An 18,294-nucleotide genomic window follows, 5' to 3' on the forward strand; every position below is an offset into this window, starting at 1 on the left:
CGAAATCAGCTTGATGCGAGTGCTATGCCGTACAAACACAACGCCGATCGTCGTCATCACGTCGGAAAGATGAAATTCAGGGTGACGAATTGGCGTGACGACGAAGCAGGTCTGCGCCGGCGTGGTAGCCTGACCTTATGGGTAACGCCGGAGGCACTGGCGGGATGGCGCGCTCCGCGACGCAAGACCCGCGGCGGCCAAGCCCGGTATTCCGATCTCGCCATTGAGACAGCGCTGACGCTGGGTTGCGTCTTCGCAATGCGGCTGCGCCAAACCGAGGGGTTGCTCCACTCGCTGCTGGATCTCATGGGGCTGAAAGTCCCAGTTCCAGATCATACGACGCTGAGCCGTCGGGCACAGAAGTGGGAGCCATCAGCCCGACGAAACCCGCCGCTGCCGGATGGCCCGCTGCATGTGCTTGTCGATAGCACGGGATCGAAAGTCTACGGCGCCGGGCAATGGCTGGAGCAGAAACATGGCACCAGATCACGTCGCAACTGGCGCAAGTTGCATCTGGCAGTGGATGCCAAAAGTGGCGCGATCATTGCCCAAAGGCTGACAGATCAGGACACGGATGATCCTTCCCAGGTGGCACCGCTGCTCGATCAGATCGACGGCGAGATCGACCAGTTCACAGCCGACGGAGCCTATGACGGCAAGCCAACCTATCGGTCTATCCTGCAGCACAGCGCAACCGCGAACATCGTCATTCCACCGCGTGCCACGGCGGTGGAAAGCGGTGATAGCGGACCGCCTGGTCAAAGGGACAAGCACATTGCCGCAATCGCAAGCGACGGTCGGCTGAAATGGCAGGCAGCCTCCGGCTACGGCAAGCGGGCGCTGAGCGAAACAGCCATCGGACGATACAAGGGGCTGATCAGACGGCGCCTGCGAGCACGCTTGCATCGTTCTCAACCGCATGCTGGCATGGGCACGCCCGCAGTCTATCCGGCGTCAAGTCACGCAGGCATAACCAACTACATTAATGATCGAAATGCGTGAGATTTCATATCCGCGCACCAACGCCCTCGATATCACCTGCTCTTGTATATTCGAATTGCCTAAGCTCGACTTTGTACGTTTAGGTGGCGAAGCATAGTGCTTGCGCCATTCGCAGGATGCGTTGTGGCGGGATATTTTGTCGTTCCCGGTTTGGCGGGGAGTGTTGATTAATATCGCCGATCCAGATTTCGAGGCGGACTGCGCCGATGGCATCGCTGAACGTCAGGCTGGTTTTTCGGTACCACGCTGCGGCGTATGGGGTGGTGGTGCTGGTGAGCAGATCGCAGGCCCATAGCGATACGAGGGTGTAGAGACCGAGCAATGTTGGGGTGGTTCGTGCAATGGCCTTGTCGGACCATTGCCGTTGGGTCTCAACGCCAAGGTGGGCGCGGGTCTCGGCGAACGTGACCTCGATCTGCCAGCGGCGGACGAACAGGGCGATGATGTCGGCGGGCTCGAGGGCGATGTCTGTGCTGAAGAAGGCTTGGGGCGCGCGTTTACCATCGGGATCCCGGACCAGCACCCAGCGGATCGGCATTACCGGGGTACCGGGCCTGTACCACAAGGCGGTATCAGACGTGATCTCGAGCGTCTTGCCGTCGACATGGCCATACCAGGCGGACACGATGATCCTGGCCCAAGTCGTGGCGGGGTTGGACAGGAGGGTCTTGAGCTTTGGTAGTGCTGGACCTTTTTGCGCTGGCCGGCCGAGGGTGCGCGTGGTCCGCTTTGGCGGTGGCGCAAACAGGCTGGCATCCAGTCGCAGCCGGCTGATGAGCGTTGCCCTGGCAGTGATGGCATGGGCCAGTTCATGGACGGCAAAGCTGCTGTCGCCTACGAAGATGACGCGGCGCCCTGGCAGCCAGCGACAGAGTTGCAGTGCGCCCTGCCGCGCCCAGTCGGTCAGCAGCTTATGGCGCCGCCCACGTTGATGGTCGGATCGCTCGGATGGGGCAAGCAAGGTCAGGACCGGCAAGGCCTTTACCAGGCTCGTCCATGGCACCGGGGTCAGCACCATGAAGCTCAACCAGCGCAGGCCACTGGCTTTGACGAAATGGCCATGGCTGGAGCGCACTGGATCCCGGTAGATGCCCCGTGCGCTGATCCGGCGTCCCCATCGGCGTTCGATGGTGTCGTCCATGCCAATGACGATGGGGCCATCGGGCACGAGCCGTTCGACCACGAGGCCCAGCAATCGCCTGGCAACGGCACGGGGGCTCCAGCAGGCTCGGTTGAAGATTTGGTGGTAGCTTGCAAAGTTGGCGGCCTCGGCCCTGCCGGTCATGCGCAAGCAGGAGCTGACGGTCCGCTTGCCCGGCGCCAGCAAAGCTCCCATGACCAGAACAAGGACATGTTCCCAACTGGGCGCTGTGAAACAGGTGCGCAACTCTTGGAGCCACTGGCGCAGGATCTGAGGAACGGCATCGCTGACGGCGGCGTTGGGATGGTGCAGCATCCCATGCTTCGAATCCCGGCCAGCACATGTTGCAAGGCAATGACCGTGCGGCGAAGTGAATCAGACCTGACTAGGGCTGCGGCAGCTATGACTGCACAATGGAAAAGGACGACATAGCCCTGCGCATCGAAGCGTTCGACCAGGCCAATGGCGGCGGCGTTGGCTGGTACAAGGACAAAGGTGCCTACCACCTGTACCTGCTGGCAACCGAGGTGCCGATCGCCCGTCTCAAGCCGATCGGCAGAGGCGATGAGGTCAAAATCGCCTACTGGTCACACCGGCGAAAATGGGAAGACATCGACGATATGGGAGGCTGCAGCCTGCCCCTCGATCAGGCGCTCAGCCACATCGCAACCAACAGCCTCTTCTGGACATGGACCTGACCAAAAACGTACAAAGTCGAGCTCAGAGACTGCCTCAAAAAGAAGTGGGTGATTTCAATAGGTTGTGATTTCCGTCGGATTTGCAAAGATTCGATGGAGCTCACGATGGCCTGGACTGAAATCACCCGTCGGCACTATGCCCGGCGCGCGACCCGTTATGCAAGCGATCTGACGGATCGTGAATGGAGCCTGGTGCAGCCCTTTCTGCCAGCGGCGCGACGTGTCGGGCGTCCCCGCACCACAGATTTGCGAGAGGTGTTGAACGCGCTGCTCTACATCGCCTCGACGGGTTGCCAGTGGCGTATGCTGCCGAAGGATTTCCTGCCCTGTTCAACCGTTCAGCGTTATTTCTACGAATGGAGAGCAATGGGTCTGTGGAGCCGGATCAACCATCATCTCGTGATGGATGCACGCGAGTTGGAAGGCAAAGAGGCCAGCCCGACGGCAGGCGTCATAGACAGCCAGAGCGTGAAAACCACCGAAAGCGGCGGCATTCGGGGTTATGATGCCGGAAAAAAGATCAAGGGACGCAAACGTCACATCCTTGTCGACACGCTCGGCCTGATGGTCGGTCTCATGGTCCATACCGCTGACATTCAGGACAGGGACGGTGCTCCGGACCTCTTGAAATCCATCCGCCAAAGATGGCCTTGGCTGCTGCATGTCTTTGCCGATGGCGGCTACGCGGGTGACAAGCTGAAAAGGCGACTGCGGAAAATCGGGCACTGGACACTGGAAATCATCAAGCGATCCGACAAGGCAAAGGGCTTCGAGGTTCTACCGCGCAGATGGGTCGTTGAACGGACCTTCGCATGGCTCGGCAGATGCAGAAGGCTGGCGAAGGACTTCGAGAAATCCGTCGCTTCCGCCGAGGCGTGGATCATGATCGCCCACATACGCCTCATCACGCGCCGTCTCTCAAGATATTGCTATCATTGACCTCTTTTCGAGTCCGACTCTAAGATGAGTTACAGATGGACTGTGCGGGGGAGACCTCTGGCATGATCGATTCAGATGTATTCGACTTTGTCGAGCGCTGCAGGAACCATGCAACAGCGGGGTCGCTTTTGAGCGATCTGCTTAACGCTGCAAAAAAGCTCGGGTTCGAGCATCTAATCTTGAGCGGCGTGCCTTTGGGTGGCCAGAAGCTCGCACCGATGATAGAATTGAACGGCTGGCCTAGGGGGTGGTTCGAACGTTACGTGGAAGCCGAGCACGCCGCCGTAGATGGTGTATGCATATATTCAGCAAAGACACTGAAGCCGTTCCTTTGGTCTGAGGTTCCGGCCAAATGGTCGGAGACGGAAGCATCGCGGCGCGTCGCAGGAGAAGCGACGGAGTTTGGCATCCGGAGCGGCTTTGCTGTGCCGATGCTGAGCGTTCACCATTGGCAGTCCGTTCTGTCATTTGCCTCTTCAGCGAAGTCTTGCGAGCTTCCGCGTCGTCAGCAGGCGCAACTGGTGACGATGGCCATATATGCCGGTATGATCGTCCAGGCGCTTTCAGACGACGACAAAGACGGTGATGGCCCTCTGACCGACCGGGAAAAGGAGGTGCTGCTTTGGGCCGCGGCCGGCAAGACCTCATCGGAAACCTCACAGATCCTCGGCCTTGCCGAGCGAACTGTAAAATGGCATGCAGCGAGGGCCCGCGAGGCTTTTGGTGTTGCCACGACGACGCAAGCCATTGTCGAAGCAGTCCGCAGGCGCCTGATCCATCCTTGAATCCGTCAACTGTCCGATCGGACAGGTGACGGATTTTAGCATTGCTGCAATCATTCCCCCAAAGAACGATTGGGGATCGCGTTATGATTGCGGCTCATGTAGTCAACGCGCAAAACAAGCACCTCTACGAGAATGAATTTGACGAGTTTTTGCGCCGTCGGCACGATTTCTTCGTGCATCAAAAACACTGGCGTCCTCCGAGTCCAGATGGTCGCGAACTCGACCAGTTCGATACGGATGCGGCAACTTATCTGCTCGGCATTGAAGGCGGGCGCGTCGTGACCTCGGCTCGACTAAGCCCAACGAGCGAGCCCCATATGGTCTCGGAGATTTTTCCCCATATGTGTGAGAAGTCCGGCGTCCCTAGGCGGGCCGACTGGGCCGAATGGACCCGCACATTCGTCGTTCCCGACAAACGCTCCACCGGGCTGCGAGGGACGCTGACACAACTGTGCTGTGCGGTAATGGAGTACGCCCTAAACGAGGGTCTCAGCGCGGTGGGCGGCGTTCAGGAAACTTACTTCATGCCTCACCACGGCGCGCTGAAGTGGCGGGCAGAGCCGATGGGAATGGCGCTGGAGGAAAATGGCGAGTGGTACATCGTCGCTTACATCGAGGTGAATGAGGCGGCGCTAGCGAGTGTTCGCGAAATCCTCAGGATAGAGCACTCGTTGCTTGTTCGTCGTGGAGTTCAAATTCCATTCGTTGCGGTTAATAATTCCTCGCAAATACTAGAGGCTGAAAACAGGAACAGTGTGTCGGATCAATTCCGACTCGCCGAACTTCCCGTTCATACGTAGATTCGGAGGAATCTCGGTCGTTGCCCAAGAATAAGATCAAGAGCGAAGCTGAGTATTCGACATATTTGATCGGATTTCCCCTTGGCGAATTCGATTTCGACGACGTGATACTCATCTTTGATCCGGCCGCGCTGCAGCGGCGATTCTTGCGAAGCTGCCGATGTCCTTTGCCACGGCAAGCGAGGCGTTGCTGCTTCCCGATCCTTGGCCGGAGAGAACAGATCCTAAATCGCTGGCTCTTCCGACGCCACCGGCCGAATCCGATGTTTGCCGCGTTTTGATGGTATGACGCGGTAGCCGCAACTATCACTGCCGTTCACGGGGATTGCTAGGCACCGATGGCGCCGCCAAACGGTCCGCGATTTGAACGCGGTGCTAGCGCGAGGAATCTGGTAAACGCACGCCGAGCGTGCTTCACCTTCGTTCTTCAGGATAGCTGGCTGGAGGGATATAGTTTTCGATAGCAATTGCCGGCATTGACCCCATGATTACCTGTTGTGGCCGCTAAATCGGTACTAATGCTTGCCAATAGCAATATTAGTGTATACATCAAGCAACACGCTCAACAGCATTGGTTTACAAAACGATTAGTATCACGGGTGATGCATGATATGGAAGGTCAATACATTCGGTGGTCTGCGGCTATTCTATCAAAATCAGACGCTTGGGGTACATCTATCGCGAACGTCCAAAGCGTTGATCGGAATGCTTGCGGCGCGCCAGGGCCGCAGCATTCCGCGTGATGAGGTCACGGAGTTGCTTTGGTCTGCCGATTACGACAAAGCTTCTCAGCATCGACTAAGCACGATCCTTTGGCGACTGCGTAATCTGGGCGATATCGGCGGACAGGCGGCCAGCCAACGGCTGGTTGTGATCGAGCCTAGCGGAGACATCAGGATCAACGACTGCAATGTCGTCAACGTCGATCTCGCTGAGTTTGAATCTGCGGTGGTGCGGTGCCGCATCCGTCGGGATGAGGCATCACCCGAGGACGTTGCCGTGCTGACGAGGTCGGCAGATCTATATACGGCAGATTTCTTGCGCGACATCGATTTAGAGTGGGTATCGGAAAAGCGGCAGTATCTGCGGCAATGCCACCTGGATATCTTACAGTTTCTTATTGAATGTCACAGCCATCACTGCAACTACGACGAAGTGATTGATTATGCGGGTCGGTTTCTGCGAATTGAGCCGTATCTCGAAACCGTTCACGTATTTATGATCAAAGCCTGTCTCGCGACGGGGCGGCGATCTATGGCGGCCGCGCGCGCCGAAGCGTGCAGACATGCGTTTATGGATGAGCTTGGTGTCGCGGTCGGGCCGGACACGCAGCTGCTGCTTTCGTCGCTTGCGTCAGCTACCAAAGCGCACATCAGGATGCCTACGAAGCACCGTGTTGAAAGGGGCGTGGGGGGGGGCGTCGACGGCACTGGCCTCGTTCAACTGAAACAGGCCTGTTCGCAGCTCGTTGATGTCTGCTCAAGCCTGTTGCTCGACGCCAACGATGCAAAGCCGAGCCCTACGGCCAATAAATCCTCTCCTCTCAGGAAATCGGCCGAGCAGTAGGGTAGCCCAGCTGCACGCTTCCTCATCAACCCTCCCCGATGCCTGCGGTCGGCGAAGACGCGGAAGGTGCGATCTCGCGCAAACCTATTCTCATTCTCAATTCCTCACCTCACCTCGACGGACGGTGACGACTCCCTGGCCTTTCTTTCACTTCTATCGACTGTGTCCGCACTGAGGTCGTGACCGAGGAGGGGCGCCGAGGCGTCAACTGTGATCAGGCTGTGATGCCCCTGAGGCGAGACTGAGAAGACGGGCTGTTAGGTTGGACTCGTAAATGAATCGGCCGCAATCGGACCGAGGCGGCTGCTTTTGCTGACCAACGGAGGAAATGAGCCATGGCTTTGAGTGAACCGGACGTGACAACGTTCCTGAAGACGTTCGTATCCACATACGAGAAGGGCGACGCGTCGTTCTTCGATCTGTTCGCTGGCGACGCTTCTGTTTTCAGCGTGTCGGTTCCGACCCGCATCGACGGTGCGGAGGAGTACCGGCGAGGCTACGAAGAGCAGTTCCAGGGAAAAAACCGACGGGCACAAATCCTTTCGCCGGAAATCCGCATCGCCGGCGACGTGGCGGTCGTCACCTATCACAACCGCGTTGCGTTCGACAATCAGTCGACCAACCTGCGGTCGACCCTGGTTCTCTCGCTTGTCGGCAAGGACCTTAAGATCGTGCATTTGCACAACTCACCTCTAGCCTCGCCGGGCGTCAGTTCGACCCCGCGGCGGCCGGAGGATGTAACGCTGCTGGAGGAGCGCGTCGCTACCGCTGCGGCCGCGGTGGGCACGCCGAAATAGCGTCAGGATGCGGAGAGGTAGCATGCCCAAAAACGCGCGTCGCCGGACTGCGCTTGTCGGCATCGACGGATTTGCTCCTGCTTTCATGGACCAGTTCCTGGATGCAGAGACGATGCCGGCGCTCGCGGCTCTCAGGGCGCGAGGGTGTGAGGTGCCTCTCCTGTCCACCATTCCCGCATGCACGCCAGTAGCGTGGGCGGCGATGATGACCGGCTGCCATCCCCAGACCAACGACATCCAGGGGTTCCTCACGGCGCGGCCCGGGCAGCCGCTCGACTGTCGCGTTCCCGGGGTCTTTGCCGACCGGCTCAAGGCGGAGCCGATATGGCAGACGGCCCTGCTCAATGGCCTCCGATCCTATGTGGTGAAGTTTCCAGTATCGTATCCGTCGCAGGCATCGCTACGCGTCGACGGTGCGGCGGGATGGGGTGGAATCACATGCTTGCACGAAACGGCGGTGGCCAGTACGTCGAGGTGGCCCGGGCCCGGACAGATTGGCGAGGGGCCGGCGTGGGCGGGCGCGCCGCCCGGTGGCGGCGCAGTGACGTTCTTTGGCCGCCTCTGCCTACCAAACATTTGGGGGCACAGAGCGGTCGAATTCTCGTTGGCAATCCTCGATCGGGACACTCATCCGGTTTTGGCGATTGCCTCCGCACCGGACTGGTCCCAGCTATGTACGATGCTCGAGATTGCTCAATGGAGCGAGCCGATCGTCCTGCCGGTCGAGGGGCGGACGGGTCGCGAGGACCACGCGCTGCGCTTCAAGCTCATGAGCCTAGAGGCCGCGCCAACGCGGATCGCGTTGTTCAATACTTGCGTGCACGCTTTGTTCAGCCACAGCGCACCATGGGAAATATGGCAGCGGCATCTCGCGGCAGCAGGTCCGATTGAGGAGCAGACGGACCCAAGCCTGTTATTCTCTGGCGCGATCGACATCGCCACACAGATTGAGCGGTGTCGGCTCAATGTCGAGTGGCTCTGCAAGGTCTCGCGCTCGATCCTTACCGCGGAGCCGTGGGATTTCTTCGCCGTCCAGCTCCACTTCGTGGATTGGGCTCATCACCTCCTGCACGGGGCACTCGATCCGCGGCACCCACGCTTTGACCGCGCCCGGCATCGCGAAGCACATGATTTGCTACGACTGTTCTATGCTATGGCCGACGAACTTGTCGGCGAGGTAACGGACGCTGCAGGTGACGCCGATATCATCGTAACTGGGGATCACGGCCAGGACCTGCATCATACCACCGTGCGACTCAACGAGTGGCTCGCGGAACGCGGCCTGATCAGATTCATCGCGGGCGGCGAGGCTGTGGATTGGGCCGGTACCAGCGTCTGCGCGCTCGGCAACACGCTGCACATCAATCGCAGCAGAACGATTCCGGGAGGCATCGTGTCCGAACAGGAGGCCGAGTATCTGATCGAATGGCTGTGCTGCGAAATAGCGGCACTCATCGTGCCGGAGACTGGTGAGCACCCGATCCAAAGCATTTGCCCGCGTCAGCAGCTTGCCCATCTCGGGGGAGCCGGCGAGGGAATGGGCGACGTGGTGTTCTTCTGCGCCAGCGGCTATCAGGCCCGCAACGACCGTGGCCCGCTGTTTCAGGTGACGGAGCCGTGGCGCGAGTTCACGAGCGGGCACGATCATTTTTCGCCATTGGATCCGCGCCTGTACAGCCGTCTCTACGCCGCTGGTCCACATGTCGCCAGCCGGGCAGCACAAGCGCCCCTGCACTCCGTGATCGATGTCGCGCCGACCATCGCCGCGCTGCTCGGTATCGCGCCCTCGCCGGACACGGAGGGGCACGTGATCGACGAGCTGCTGGCCGCGATCGACCCGACCAACAACCTTGCCGAGAAGCACGCGGTGCACGCATGAACGTCCAGAACCCAATCATTCAGCCCCGTCCTCGCCTGGCCATCGATGGCGGCGACCCCGTGGTGCCGAGCGGCTATGTCATGATGTCGCGTTGGCCGCGGTTGGACCGCGCCGACCTCGATGCCGTGATCCAACAACTCGAGTCCGGCCAGTTCACCGAAATGTCGTGCACGGCCCAGGTGCACGAATTTGAAACCGAGCTTGCAATCCTGACCGGAAACAAATACGCGCTGGCGCTCAACAGTGGCACTGCCGCGCTGCATTGCGCGCTGGCCGGGGTCGGCGTCGAACCGGGCGACGAGGTCGTGGTTCCCGCTCTTGCCTACATCGCCTGCGCAGCCGCGGTGCTGCATCATCAAGCGATTCCGATCTTCGCAGACGTAGACCCGTGCTCCTACAACGTGACCGCGCAATCGATCGCAGCGGCACTCACGCCGCGCACGCGCGCCATCATGGTCGTGCACCTACACGGCCATCCGGCGGACATGAACGAGATCCGCACCTTGTGTGATGGGTTGGGGCTGCCGCTGATCGAGGACTTCTCGCAGGCCGTGGGAGCCAGCTACGGCGGCCGCCCGACCGGGGGGCTGGGGACGGTGGGCGCCGCCAGTCTGATGTCGGGAAAGAATCTACCCTCGGTCGGGGAGGCTGGGGTCCTGGTGAGCCGCGATCGTGGCATCCGCAACCGGGCCGCACGGCTGAAGGCTTTCGGCGAAGAGATCGACAGCGATGGCGGCTATCGTGTGATCGGCACGACCATGGGCTGGAATTATCGTATCAACCTGTTGTCGGCGGTGATGGTCAGCCGCCAAATCTATCACCTCGAATCCTACACGGCGTTGCGGCGCGCTAGCGCGGGCCGGCTCAATGGGGTCTTGGCCGAAATCACAGGCTTTTCCGGTCCATCTGAGGGCGCCGATCGCGAGCATTGCTATCACATGTACCGCTTCCGCTTCGATCCGGCCGAGGCGGGACTCGCAGTCTCCATCGACCAGGCACATGAGGCGCTCAAGCAAGTGTTCTGGGCCGAAGGCCTGCCGGTGGTCGAGTTCCAGAATCAGCCGCTGCCCGGCCACGATCTCATGCAGGGAAAGCTCGGCTATGGACGCGGCTGCCCATGGACTTGCCATGGACGAGGGGATCACAACTACCGCATCGAGGATTATCCAGGCGCGCTGGAGGCGATCCGCAACTCGCTCGTGGTCGGCTATCCGTCTCAGGCGGTGCTGGCTAATCCCGAAGTCGTGGACGCCTATCTCGCGGTCTTCCGCAAGCTGGAGCGGAACATGCGCGTGTTCGAACGTTTCGCAGCTGACCTGCCGTCTGCCCCGCCTTGGCTCGCACCTCCACGGATCTTCTGATGCACATCGAATATCCCCATGTTGCCGCTGATCTGGCCAGCCAATTGGCCGAGCGCGCCCACGCTTTGCGGATGCTGATCCTCCGGACGCACGCGGCGGCCGGCCAGGGCCATCTTGGAAGCTCGTTGTCGATCGTGGAGATCCTCGTCGCGTTGATGTCGAGCGGAGTCGAAACCGGCTCCTGGGGTAAGGCGCCGCATGGTGACCGCATCGTGCTGTCCAAGGGGCACGCCGCTCTTGCGTTCTATTGTGCGCTCGCCCAGACCGGCCTGATACCGCAGCGTGATCTCGAATCGTTCAGCCGTAATGGCGGCAAGCTTGAGCCGCATCCTAACGAGCGCACCGTTCCTGCGGTGCAAGCGTCAACCGGTTCGCTTGGGCAGGGATTGTCGATCGGTGTTGGTCTCGCGTTGGGTAGCCGCATGTGCGGTCACAACGACTCCTGCTTTGTTATTCTGGGGGATGGCGAACTGAACGAAGGACAATGCTGGGAGGCTGCGATGTCTGCCTCGCGGTTGCGGCTTGGCAATCTCGTGGCCGTGGTCGACGCCAATGGCTTCCAGCAAGATGGCCCGATGGACGAGATCATGCCGGTCACCGGCCTGGCGGAGGCCTGGCGGACACTTGGCTGGGCGGCCGCTGAGGTAGACGGCCACGATTGCGCCATGCTGCTTGCCACGCTGGCGGCGACACGCAGCGCCGATCGTCCGGCGCTGATCGTGGCGCGGACTGTGAAGGGCCGTGGCGTACCCTTCATCGAACATATGACGGAGAGTCATTTCCCTCCGCCGCTGACCGCCGCTGAACTCGTCATGATCGACCAATTGGCTGCAAAGGGGACGGCGAATGCCCGCGGCTGAGGTCTATGGCCCGCTGCTGGCGGCGCTTGGTGGTCGAGACGAGCGGATCGTCGTCGTCGATGCCGGGCTCGGCTCATCGATGCAGACCGGTGCATTTCGCGCCAGCTATCCCGAGCGCTACGTCAATCTTGGCATCGCCGAGGCCAACGCGGTCGGCGTCGCTTCCGGGCTCGCCCGGCGCGGCCTACGGCCATTTGTCCATTCGTTCTCCAATTTCCTGGCGCGCCGCGCCCACGACCAGATCGCGATCTCGGTCGGGGTAGGGGGGCTGCCAGTCACGTTGATCGCAGGATCGTGCGGTATATTCGATGGTCGCAACGGTCCGTCGCATTTCGCCGGCGATGACTTGGCCGCGATCTGCACAATGCCGGGCATGACCGTCTACGAACCCGCTGATACTATCGATCTCGAAACATCGCTCGAATGGGCGCTGGCCAGTGCAGGCCCGGTCTATATCCGGCTACGCCGGAACGGCATGCCGCAGAGCATCGGCGATCCGTTGCTGACGCGGGAAGCGGTACGTCTGGTTCGGCTCAGCGTCGCGGCGCCGGTCGTCACGGTCGTGGCCGTCGGCGCCATGTTGGACGAGGTTCTGACCGCCTGCCGGATACTGCTCGACGACGGGATCGTCCCCGAACTCGTGCACGTGCTCAGGATCAAGCCGTTCGATGAGTCTGCAATTCTCGCGTCGGCTCGGCGGACCGGACGCATCCTCGCGGTCGAAAACCACGTCACCCATGGCGGCTGTGCGGCCGGCATTGCGATGCTTGCTGCGCGCGAAGCAATCAGATTTTCTGCATTGACGCTGCCAGATGCCATCCTCCCCGCAGGCGACCCGCGTTGGTTGTTGGCCCATTGCGGCCTCGATGCGACGTCGATTGCCGATCACCTCTCAAGCCTGTTGTCTTGAAGGAGCATCTAATGCTTCAGCATATGGCCCCACTCGCCCATGGTCACCGCGCCGAGCTGCCCGACAAGACCCGGCCGCTGGTGCGATGGCGCCGCGAGGCATTCGGCCTCCTTGCCGCCTTTCCAGATGGGCACGTCGCCGTGCTGGACGCGGAAGCGGCGCCATTGCTGGAGGCCGGCGCCGATTACGCCAGCTGTTCGGGCTATCGCCTCCCTCGGCTCGAAGTGGCGACGGATTTTCATTTCTCGGCGCCGCTGATGGCATGGCTGGAGCTCACCCGCGCTTGCAATCTTCGTTGCCCTCACTGCTTCGTCGAAGGCGGGGTGGCGCGCGCGGGCGAAATGCGCACGGACCGCATTCTCGCCCTGCTCGACGAATGGGCTCGGATGGGGGTGTTCTCCGTCATCCTGACCGGTGGCGAGCCTACGATGCATCGGAATTTCCTCGAAATTGTCCGTCACGCGCACAGCCTTGGCTTCGTGGTCGGGATTGCCACTAACGGCATGCCGATCACCGAGCGCATGCTGTCGACGATCCCGCGCGACGACGTGATCATCAGCGTCAGCATCGACCATCTGCACGGGCAGGGCGCACGCAAAGGCCTCAGCGATTTCGAGTACGCCAAGGGCAAGCTCCTGATGATGAAACAGGCCGGATTCAACACGTCGATAATGACGACGACGTCCAGCCAGAACGTGCATCAGCTGCAGGACATTATCGACTGGGCGATCGAGAACGATCTCAGCCTGCGCAGCGTGCCGTTCGTCGAGATGGGGCGCGGCAAGCTCCACGGCCACCTGCTCAACCAGAGCCAGGACGTAGAAGCAGCCGCCCGGTTCTGGATGACGGAGGAAGAGTGGGAGCGCGTGCGTGATCCCAAGCTCGGCCTGTGCGCCGGCAAGGTGTTTAATTTCCTCCTGACGATGGTCTATGCGACCCGCCGCTGCATGAGCGGCCGGGGCATCGCATATGTCAATTCCAACGGCGACGTCTATCCCTGCAGCACCTGTTCCGGCAACAAGGTCCTATGCGCCGGCAATGTGGCCTGGAGCGATTTTGCCGAGATCTGGGAAGGCAAGTGGGATATCCGCGCCATCACCTGGGACACCTTCGAGAGCACCTGCAAGGGCTGCGCGGTCGCTGATCGCAAGTATTTCTGTACCGGTCGCTGTCCTGGTAGTTCCAGCGTCCGCCACGGCCGTCTCGACGGCTGCGGGAGTACGGACTTTCAGAAGGCTAGCATCCTGCGGCGCGAGGAATTGTTCAAGGCCAGCATCAATGCGGAGCCGGCCGTACCGGTGCATGCTCCGCACACCGTTTCGGATCCACCCGTCAGCGCTTGAGGCAAAAGAAATCGATGCGTATCTCGCTCGCAACCAGCCTTCATCTCGACCATGGTTCACGTCGCTTTGACGCTCGGCCAGGCGATCCGATCAATGTCATGCAGGCATTCGTGCCGGTCGGTCTTCTGTCGCTCAAGGCATCGTGTCATGCCGCCTGCCCGAGCGCGGCGGTGGACGTGGTCGAAGTCAACACGCTGATCAATGCCGGGCAGATCCAGAACAACAAGGACTTCTACGATGACCTCGCGGACGCGATCGTCGGCGGCGGCACCGATCTCGTCGGGCTTATGACTGACTCCGACTCGCTCCACCACACCGTTGCGATCGCCAGCCGCGTCAAGGCACGGGCGCCGCGCGCGCTCGTAGGCCTTGGCGGCCCCGCATCGTCACCGCTCGCCCGCCCGCTGTTGCAGCGTTTCGAGCAGATCGACTTCATTGTCCGCGGCGAAGGCGAGGAGACGTTCGCAGAAGCCATTTGTGCGCTCGAGCGTGGGGCGACGTTGTCGTCCGGCATCGCCGGCCTGACTTGGCGTGATCGCTCGGATGTCGCGCATAATACCGATCGCAAGGTGATCGAGGATCTCGACACACTGCCGATCCCGGATTTCGCCGCCTACTCCGGGATTAGGGACGCCGCACTCTATCTAGACGTCGGCCGCGGCTGTCCCTTCAAGTGCTCGTTCTGCGCGACAGCTCCGTTCTGGGAGCGTCGTTATCGGATGAAGTCGATCCCGCGTATCCAGGAGGAGATGCGGCTGCTGCGCGACCGCTGGGGCCGTCGTCACGTCAATTTCTCGCACGACATTTTCACCTGCGACGCCAAATGGACACATCGTTTCTGCGATGCGATGAAGTCGGCCGAACTCGGCGTCACCTGGAGCTGCTCGACCCGCACCGACGTGATCGACCCGGAACTGCTCGCCCACATGGCCGAAGCCGGCTGTGTCGAGATCTATTACGGCATCGAGACCGGCTCCCAGGCGATGCAGGCAGTGATCGACAAGGATCTCGATCTTGCACGGTCGCGCGACATCGTGCGCGCGACGGCATCTGTCGGCATTCGTCCGGTTACTGGCTTCATTCTCGGTTACCCCGAGGAGACACCCGAATCGGCCTCGGACACCCTCACGCGCTTCTTCGACTTTCTAGAAGTCGGCGGATATCGCGCGCACATCTTCACGCTTTGTCCGTTCCCGGGGGCACCGATGTTCGCTCGCGCGCAAGAGCTGATCGGGCGGCGGTCGGAATGCCTCGAGCTTCCACTCGCCGCCGAGGCGGCGGCGGAAGCCGACCGGACGATCAGTGAAAATCCCCACATCTTCGTTGCACATTTCCGCTACGCGACGGCGGGCATTTCGTCGGAGCTCGTCGCGGCCGTCGAGGAGATTTCACCACATCTCGTGCTGCTAAAGCGGCTCTGGCCGTTGTTGTTGCCGCACTACGATGCACCGATGACCCTATTGATGCGCTGGACGCATTGGATCGCCGAACGTAATGCGGAGCGCCCATGGCGAGGCCGCCATCACGGCGACGCCGGCGACCTGATTGACTTCCTGGCCCGCGAACTTGCTGAACTCGGCATCGCCGATGGACGGCTCGGCGAACTCCTGCGCTACGAGGCTGTGAAACTTTCCGCCGCGGCGTTGCCGGCGAATTCACTCGACGACACCGAGCGGCCGACGCAGGTGAGCAGCGACACCATCCTTGGGCAAGCGAGGCATTACCTGATCGCGGCGTTCGCGGTCGATATTGGTGGGTTGATCGCCGGTCATGCGCAGCCGGCCAACGATGTTGTTCTGCCGCAATGGGTGCTGTTCGCGCGCGGATCGAGCGGCGCAGTCGACACGATGATGATCAGCGATCGCGCCCGCCGGATCCTCGAATCTGCGCAGCGGCCACGAAAGGCCGGCGAACTCGCGCGCGCCGCGCTGATCGATGCTGCGGGAGGCGGGCCGACCGAGTGCGGACTGGACACCGTTCATGCGTTGCTCGAACGAAGGCTGTTGAAGGAGGTGATACCGTCATGACCGTTCCGTCCCATGTCCTCGCCCACGCGCTGTGCTTCGAAGGTCCCGTCTATGTTTATGATCTCGCCGTGTTGCGCCAGCGTCTGGCGCGATTGGAAGCGCTGCCGGTACGCCGCAAGCGAATCCACTTCGCTACGATGGCGAACGACAATCCGCAGGTCCTCGGCGAGATTGCGGCCGCCGGACATGGCGTGTTCGTGAATTCAGCCCGCCATCTGGCGCTGGCGTTGTCGGCTGGTTTCACGCCCAATCGGGTCATCTTTGCGTCCAGCAACATGACGCCGGCGGAGATGCGCCATTGCCACACGTGCGGCGTCCACCTCGTGCTGGACTCGTTGGCGCAGGTCGAGACTTTTGATTCGCTCGCCTCACCCGGCACTGCGGTCGGCGTCCGCGTCAATGTCGGCAGCGCTATAGACACACCGGAGATAGGCAACGAGCCGTCTTATCGCTTCGGCCTGTTGCCGGCGGAGCTCAACGCGGCTGTGGAGCGCGTTCGGAGGTTGCGGATCTGCGGTGTGCATTCATATTTCGGTACCGACATCATGGCCCCGGAGACGCTGGCGGAGGGGCTGCGCCGGCTCGTACGCGTAGCGGCATCATTGCCCGATCTGAGCTATGTCGACAGCGGCGGCGGTCTGGGTGTCCCGGAGGACCCGGACGCACCAGAGTTCGACCTGAAAACCTATGGAGGGCTGGCGGCCGCCGAGCTCGCCGAACTCGAAAGCAGGCTCGGCCGTCCGATCGAGCTTGTTATCGAGCCGGGACGATGGCTGGTCGCCCCAATCGGCTGGTTCTTCGCCCGGGTCGTCGACATCAAGAGGCGTCCAGATCGAATCTTCGCCGGCACCAGCGCGAGCGTCGCCCAATTTCCGCGACCGCTGGTCTATCCGGACCGGGCTCACCATGCATGCGAGATCATGACCGGCGAGCGTCCACGCGCGCTTGCCGATCGTCCGGTCTGGCTCTCTGGTAATTCGACCTATTCCCGCGACTTTCTCGCCCGCGCCGTAACGCTACCTGAACCGGGAGTTGGGGATCTGATCGCATTCCACCATGCGGGCGCATATTGCCGCTCGATGGTGACCCGTTTTCTAGGCAAGGAAATGCCTGCAGAAATCGCCCTCAACGCCACGGTTCGCCACAATGCCAGGCCGGAGCAAGCCGCTCTGCTCAGCGTCGCAGATTGAAAGGAAGTCGCATGTCGGCACTCGGTATGTACAGCCTACTGCGTCGGCTCGAACCGGCGCGTCACCAACTTGCAGGTCATGAAGTCTATGCGGCGCTCAGTTGCATCGAGGACGTACGCGTGTTCATGGAGCACCATGTGTTCGCTGTCTGGGATTTCATGTCGCTGTTGAAGAGCCTGCAGCGGAGCCTCAGTTGCGTCGAGGTTCCCTGGCTGCCGGTTGGCTCGTCGCGCATGAGGCGACTGATCAACGAGATCGTGCTCGAAGAGGAAACCGACCTGATCGATGGTGAGGCGACAAGCCATTTCGAGCTTTATCGTTCCGCCATGCTGGCGGCCGGCGCAAACACCCGGCCGATCGATACCTTCGTGAAGGCGCTTCGCGATGGCGCTGAAGTGGCTGTCGCGCTAGCCAGCTGCTCCGCCCCCGTCGGCGCGCGCGCCTTTGTCGGCAAGACCTTCGAGATCATCGCCTCGGACAATATTCACCAGATTGCTGCCGCATTCACGTTCGGGCGAGAGGAGGCAATCCCCGGCATGTTTCGCACCTTGGTCGCTTCCCTGTCGCGGCAGCAATCCAGCTCGCTGACGCCGTTCCAGGTCTATCTCGATCGTCACATCGGGCTTGACGAGGACACGCATGGACCGATGGCCGTGGCGATGCTTGCGGAATTGTGCGGCGACGACGAACGGCGATGGGAACAGGCGACAGATGCGGCGCTTGCCGCTCTCGCCGCCCGCCTCACCCTCTGGAGCACCGTATCGAGCGAGGTTTCGCTGCGACGGCTCGGTGTTCCTAGCCTCGTGGCTGCCTGAGTCCTCGGGGTGCGATGCCGATGCAGCGGGCGGGCGAGCAGGGTACACTTCTCACGATCGGCCTAGCCTGGCCGCACGGAAGTCCGATGCTTCAGACTACGCGGTTCGCAGCCTATTGCGAGGGTACCGAGGCAGGCGGGGTGGGGCGGCACAGCGGTCCGCCTCCGGCGGAGTGGGGCGT

15 protein-coding genes and 1 pseudogene are annotated in these 18,294 nt (G+C 61.3%); 15 read left to right on the plus strand and 1 reads right to left on the minus strand.

Annotated elements, in window-relative coordinates; all coding sequences use genetic code 11:
- Positions 1 to 24 precede the first annotated feature (24 nt).
- A pseudogene (locus tag ACVILI_RS33405) lies at positions 25 to 973 on the plus strand (IS5 family transposase).
- A 108-nt stretch (positions 974 to 1,081) separates the two neighbouring features.
- On the opposite strand, the gene ACVILI_RS33410 reads toward ACVILI_RS33405, so the two are convergent.
- Positions 1,082 to 2,458, minus strand: coding sequence for an IS701 family transposase (locus tag ACVILI_RS33410; RefSeq protein ID WP_091586684.1), 1,377 nt, complete (start codon positions 2,456 to 2,458; stop codon positions 1,082 to 1,084).
- Positions 2,459 to 2,556: 98 nt separating this feature from the next.
- Between ACVILI_RS33410 and ACVILI_RS33415 the strand changes: the two genes are divergently transcribed.
- The 14 genes from ACVILI_RS33415 to ACVILI_RS33480 all read left to right on the plus strand — a co-directional run bounded on the left by ACVILI_RS33415 (position 2,557) and on the right by ACVILI_RS33480 (position 18,113).
- Positions 2,557 to 2,841, plus strand: coding sequence for a hypothetical protein (locus ACVILI_RS33415; protein WP_038645292.1), 285 nt, complete (start codon positions 2,557 to 2,559; stop codon positions 2,839 to 2,841).
- 105 nt (positions 2,842 to 2,946) lie between these two features.
- Positions 2,947 to 3,780: an IS5 family transposase gene (locus ACVILI_RS33420; protein WP_240565493.1), complete on the plus strand. Its 834-nt coding sequence runs from the start codon at positions 2,947 to 2,949 to the stop codon at positions 3,778 to 3,780.
- Positions 3,781 to 3,842: 62 nt separating this feature from the next.
- A complete protein-coding gene (locus ACVILI_RS33425) occupies positions 3,843 to 4,565 on the plus strand; it encodes a LuxR family transcriptional regulator (protein WP_038655506.1) in 723 nt (240 codons plus the stop codon).
- 83 nt (positions 4,566 to 4,648) lie between these two features.
- Positions 4,649 to 5,365 (plus strand): acyl-homoserine-lactone synthase, encoded by a 717-nt coding sequence (locus ACVILI_RS33430; protein WP_240565321.1) that lies wholly within the window; start codon positions 4,649 to 4,651, stop codon positions 5,363 to 5,365.
- Positions 5,366 to 5,971: 606 nt separating this feature from the next.
- On the plus strand, positions 5,972 to 6,931 hold the full coding sequence (locus ACVILI_RS33435) for an AfsR/SARP family transcriptional regulator (RefSeq protein WP_038655092.1): 960 nt from the start codon (positions 5,972 to 5,974) through the stop codon (positions 6,929 to 6,931).
- A 335-nt stretch (positions 6,932 to 7,266) separates the two neighbouring features.
- A complete protein-coding gene (locus ACVILI_RS33440) occupies positions 7,267 to 7,728 on the plus strand; it encodes a nuclear transport factor 2 family protein (RefSeq protein WP_038655089.1) in 462 nt (153 codons plus the stop codon).
- A 22-nt stretch (positions 7,729 to 7,750) separates the two neighbouring features.
- A complete protein-coding gene (locus ACVILI_RS33445) occupies positions 7,751 to 9,607 on the plus strand; it encodes an alkaline phosphatase family protein (protein ID WP_167365340.1) in 1,857 nt (618 codons plus the stop codon).
- Positions 9,604 to 10,968, plus strand: a complete 1,365-nt coding sequence (locus tag ACVILI_RS33450; RefSeq protein WP_051727004.1) for a DegT/DnrJ/EryC1/StrS family aminotransferase — start codon at positions 9,604 to 9,606, stop codon at positions 10,966 to 10,968. Before ACVILI_RS33445 ends, ACVILI_RS33450 begins: the two co-directional genes overlap by 4 nt.
- The gene (locus ACVILI_RS33455) at positions 10,968 to 11,828 is read left to right on the plus strand and encodes a transketolase (RefSeq protein ID WP_091586466.1); all 861 of its coding nucleotides are present in this window, start codon (positions 10,968 to 10,970) and stop codon (positions 11,826 to 11,828) included. Before ACVILI_RS33450 ends, ACVILI_RS33455 begins: the two co-directional genes overlap by 1 nt.
- Positions 11,815 to 12,738, plus strand: coding sequence for a transketolase family protein (locus ACVILI_RS33460; protein ID WP_038655083.1), 924 nt, complete (start codon positions 11,815 to 11,817; stop codon positions 12,736 to 12,738). Before ACVILI_RS33455 ends, ACVILI_RS33460 begins: the two co-directional genes overlap by 14 nt.
- A gap of 11 nt (positions 12,739 to 12,749) precedes the next feature.
- Positions 12,750 to 14,081, plus strand: a complete 1,332-nt coding sequence (locus ACVILI_RS33465; protein WP_084791859.1) for a radical SAM/SPASM domain-containing protein — start codon at positions 12,750 to 12,752, stop codon at positions 14,079 to 14,081.
- A 14-nt stretch (positions 14,082 to 14,095) separates the two neighbouring features.
- Entirely contained in the window at positions 14,096 to 16,108 is a 2,013-nt protein-coding gene (locus tag ACVILI_RS33470; protein WP_038655078.1) for a B12-binding domain-containing radical SAM protein, read from the plus strand.
- Complete coding sequence (locus ACVILI_RS33475) at positions 16,105 to 17,298, plus strand: diaminopimelate decarboxylase family protein (protein ID WP_038655075.1); 1,194 nt, start codon at positions 16,105 to 16,107, stop codon at positions 17,296 to 17,298. Before ACVILI_RS33470 ends, ACVILI_RS33475 begins: the two co-directional genes overlap by 4 nt.
- Positions 17,299 to 17,309: 11 nt before the next feature.
- On the plus strand, positions 17,310 to 18,113 hold the full coding sequence (locus ACVILI_RS33480) for a DUF3050 domain-containing protein (protein ID WP_091586464.1): 804 nt from the start codon (positions 17,310 to 17,312) through the stop codon (positions 18,111 to 18,113).
- Positions 18,114 to 18,294 lie beyond the last annotated feature (181 nt).

The sequence above is a fragment of the Mesorhizobium sp. USDA 4775 genome, from assembly GCF_054062655.1.

Excerpts from the sequence above, each read along its gene's own strand:
- ACVILI_RS33410 (WP_091586684.1), bottom strand. The coding sequence starts at position 2,458 with ATGCTGCACCATCCCAACGCCGCCGTCAGCGATGCCGTTCCTCAGATC.
- ACVILI_RS33415 (WP_038645292.1), top strand. The coding sequence starts at position 2,557 with ATGGAAAAGGACGACATAGCCCTGCGCATCGAAGCGTTCGACCAGGCC.
- ACVILI_RS33420 (WP_240565493.1), top strand. The coding sequence starts at position 2,947 with ATGGCCTGGACTGAAATCACCCGTCGGCACTATGCCCGGCGCGCGACC.
- ACVILI_RS33425 (WP_038655506.1), top strand. The coding sequence starts at position 3,843 with ATGATCGATTCAGATGTATTCGACTTTGTCGAGCGCTGCAGGAACCAT.
- ACVILI_RS33430 (WP_240565321.1), top strand. The coding sequence starts at position 4,649 with ATGATTGCGGCTCATGTAGTCAACGCGCAAAACAAGCACCTCTACGAG.
- ACVILI_RS33435 (WP_038655092.1), top strand. The coding sequence starts at position 5,972 with ATGATATGGAAGGTCAATACATTCGGTGGTCTGCGGCTATTCTATCAA.
- ACVILI_RS33440 (WP_038655089.1), top strand. The coding sequence starts at position 7,267 with ATGGCTTTGAGTGAACCGGACGTGACAACGTTCCTGAAGACGTTCGTA.
- ACVILI_RS33445 (WP_167365340.1), top strand. The coding sequence starts at position 7,751 with ATGCCCAAAAACGCGCGTCGCCGGACTGCGCTTGTCGGCATCGACGGA.
- ACVILI_RS33450 (WP_051727004.1), top strand. The coding sequence starts at position 9,604 with ATGAACGTCCAGAACCCAATCATTCAGCCCCGTCCTCGCCTGGCCATC.
- ACVILI_RS33455 (WP_091586466.1), top strand. The coding sequence starts at position 10,968 with ATGCACATCGAATATCCCCATGTTGCCGCTGATCTGGCCAGCCAATTG.
- ACVILI_RS33460 (WP_038655083.1), top strand. The coding sequence starts at position 11,815 with ATGCCCGCGGCTGAGGTCTATGGCCCGCTGCTGGCGGCGCTTGGTGGT.
- ACVILI_RS33465 (WP_084791859.1), top strand. The coding sequence starts at position 12,750 with ATGCTTCAGCATATGGCCCCACTCGCCCATGGTCACCGCGCCGAGCTG.
- ACVILI_RS33470 (WP_038655078.1), top strand. The coding sequence starts at position 14,096 with ATGCGTATCTCGCTCGCAACCAGCCTTCATCTCGACCATGGTTCACGT.
- ACVILI_RS33475 (WP_038655075.1), top strand. The coding sequence starts at position 16,105 with ATGACCGTTCCGTCCCATGTCCTCGCCCACGCGCTGTGCTTCGAAGGT.
- ACVILI_RS33480 (WP_091586464.1), top strand. The coding sequence starts at position 17,310 with ATGTCGGCACTCGGTATGTACAGCCTACTGCGTCGGCTCGAACCGGCG.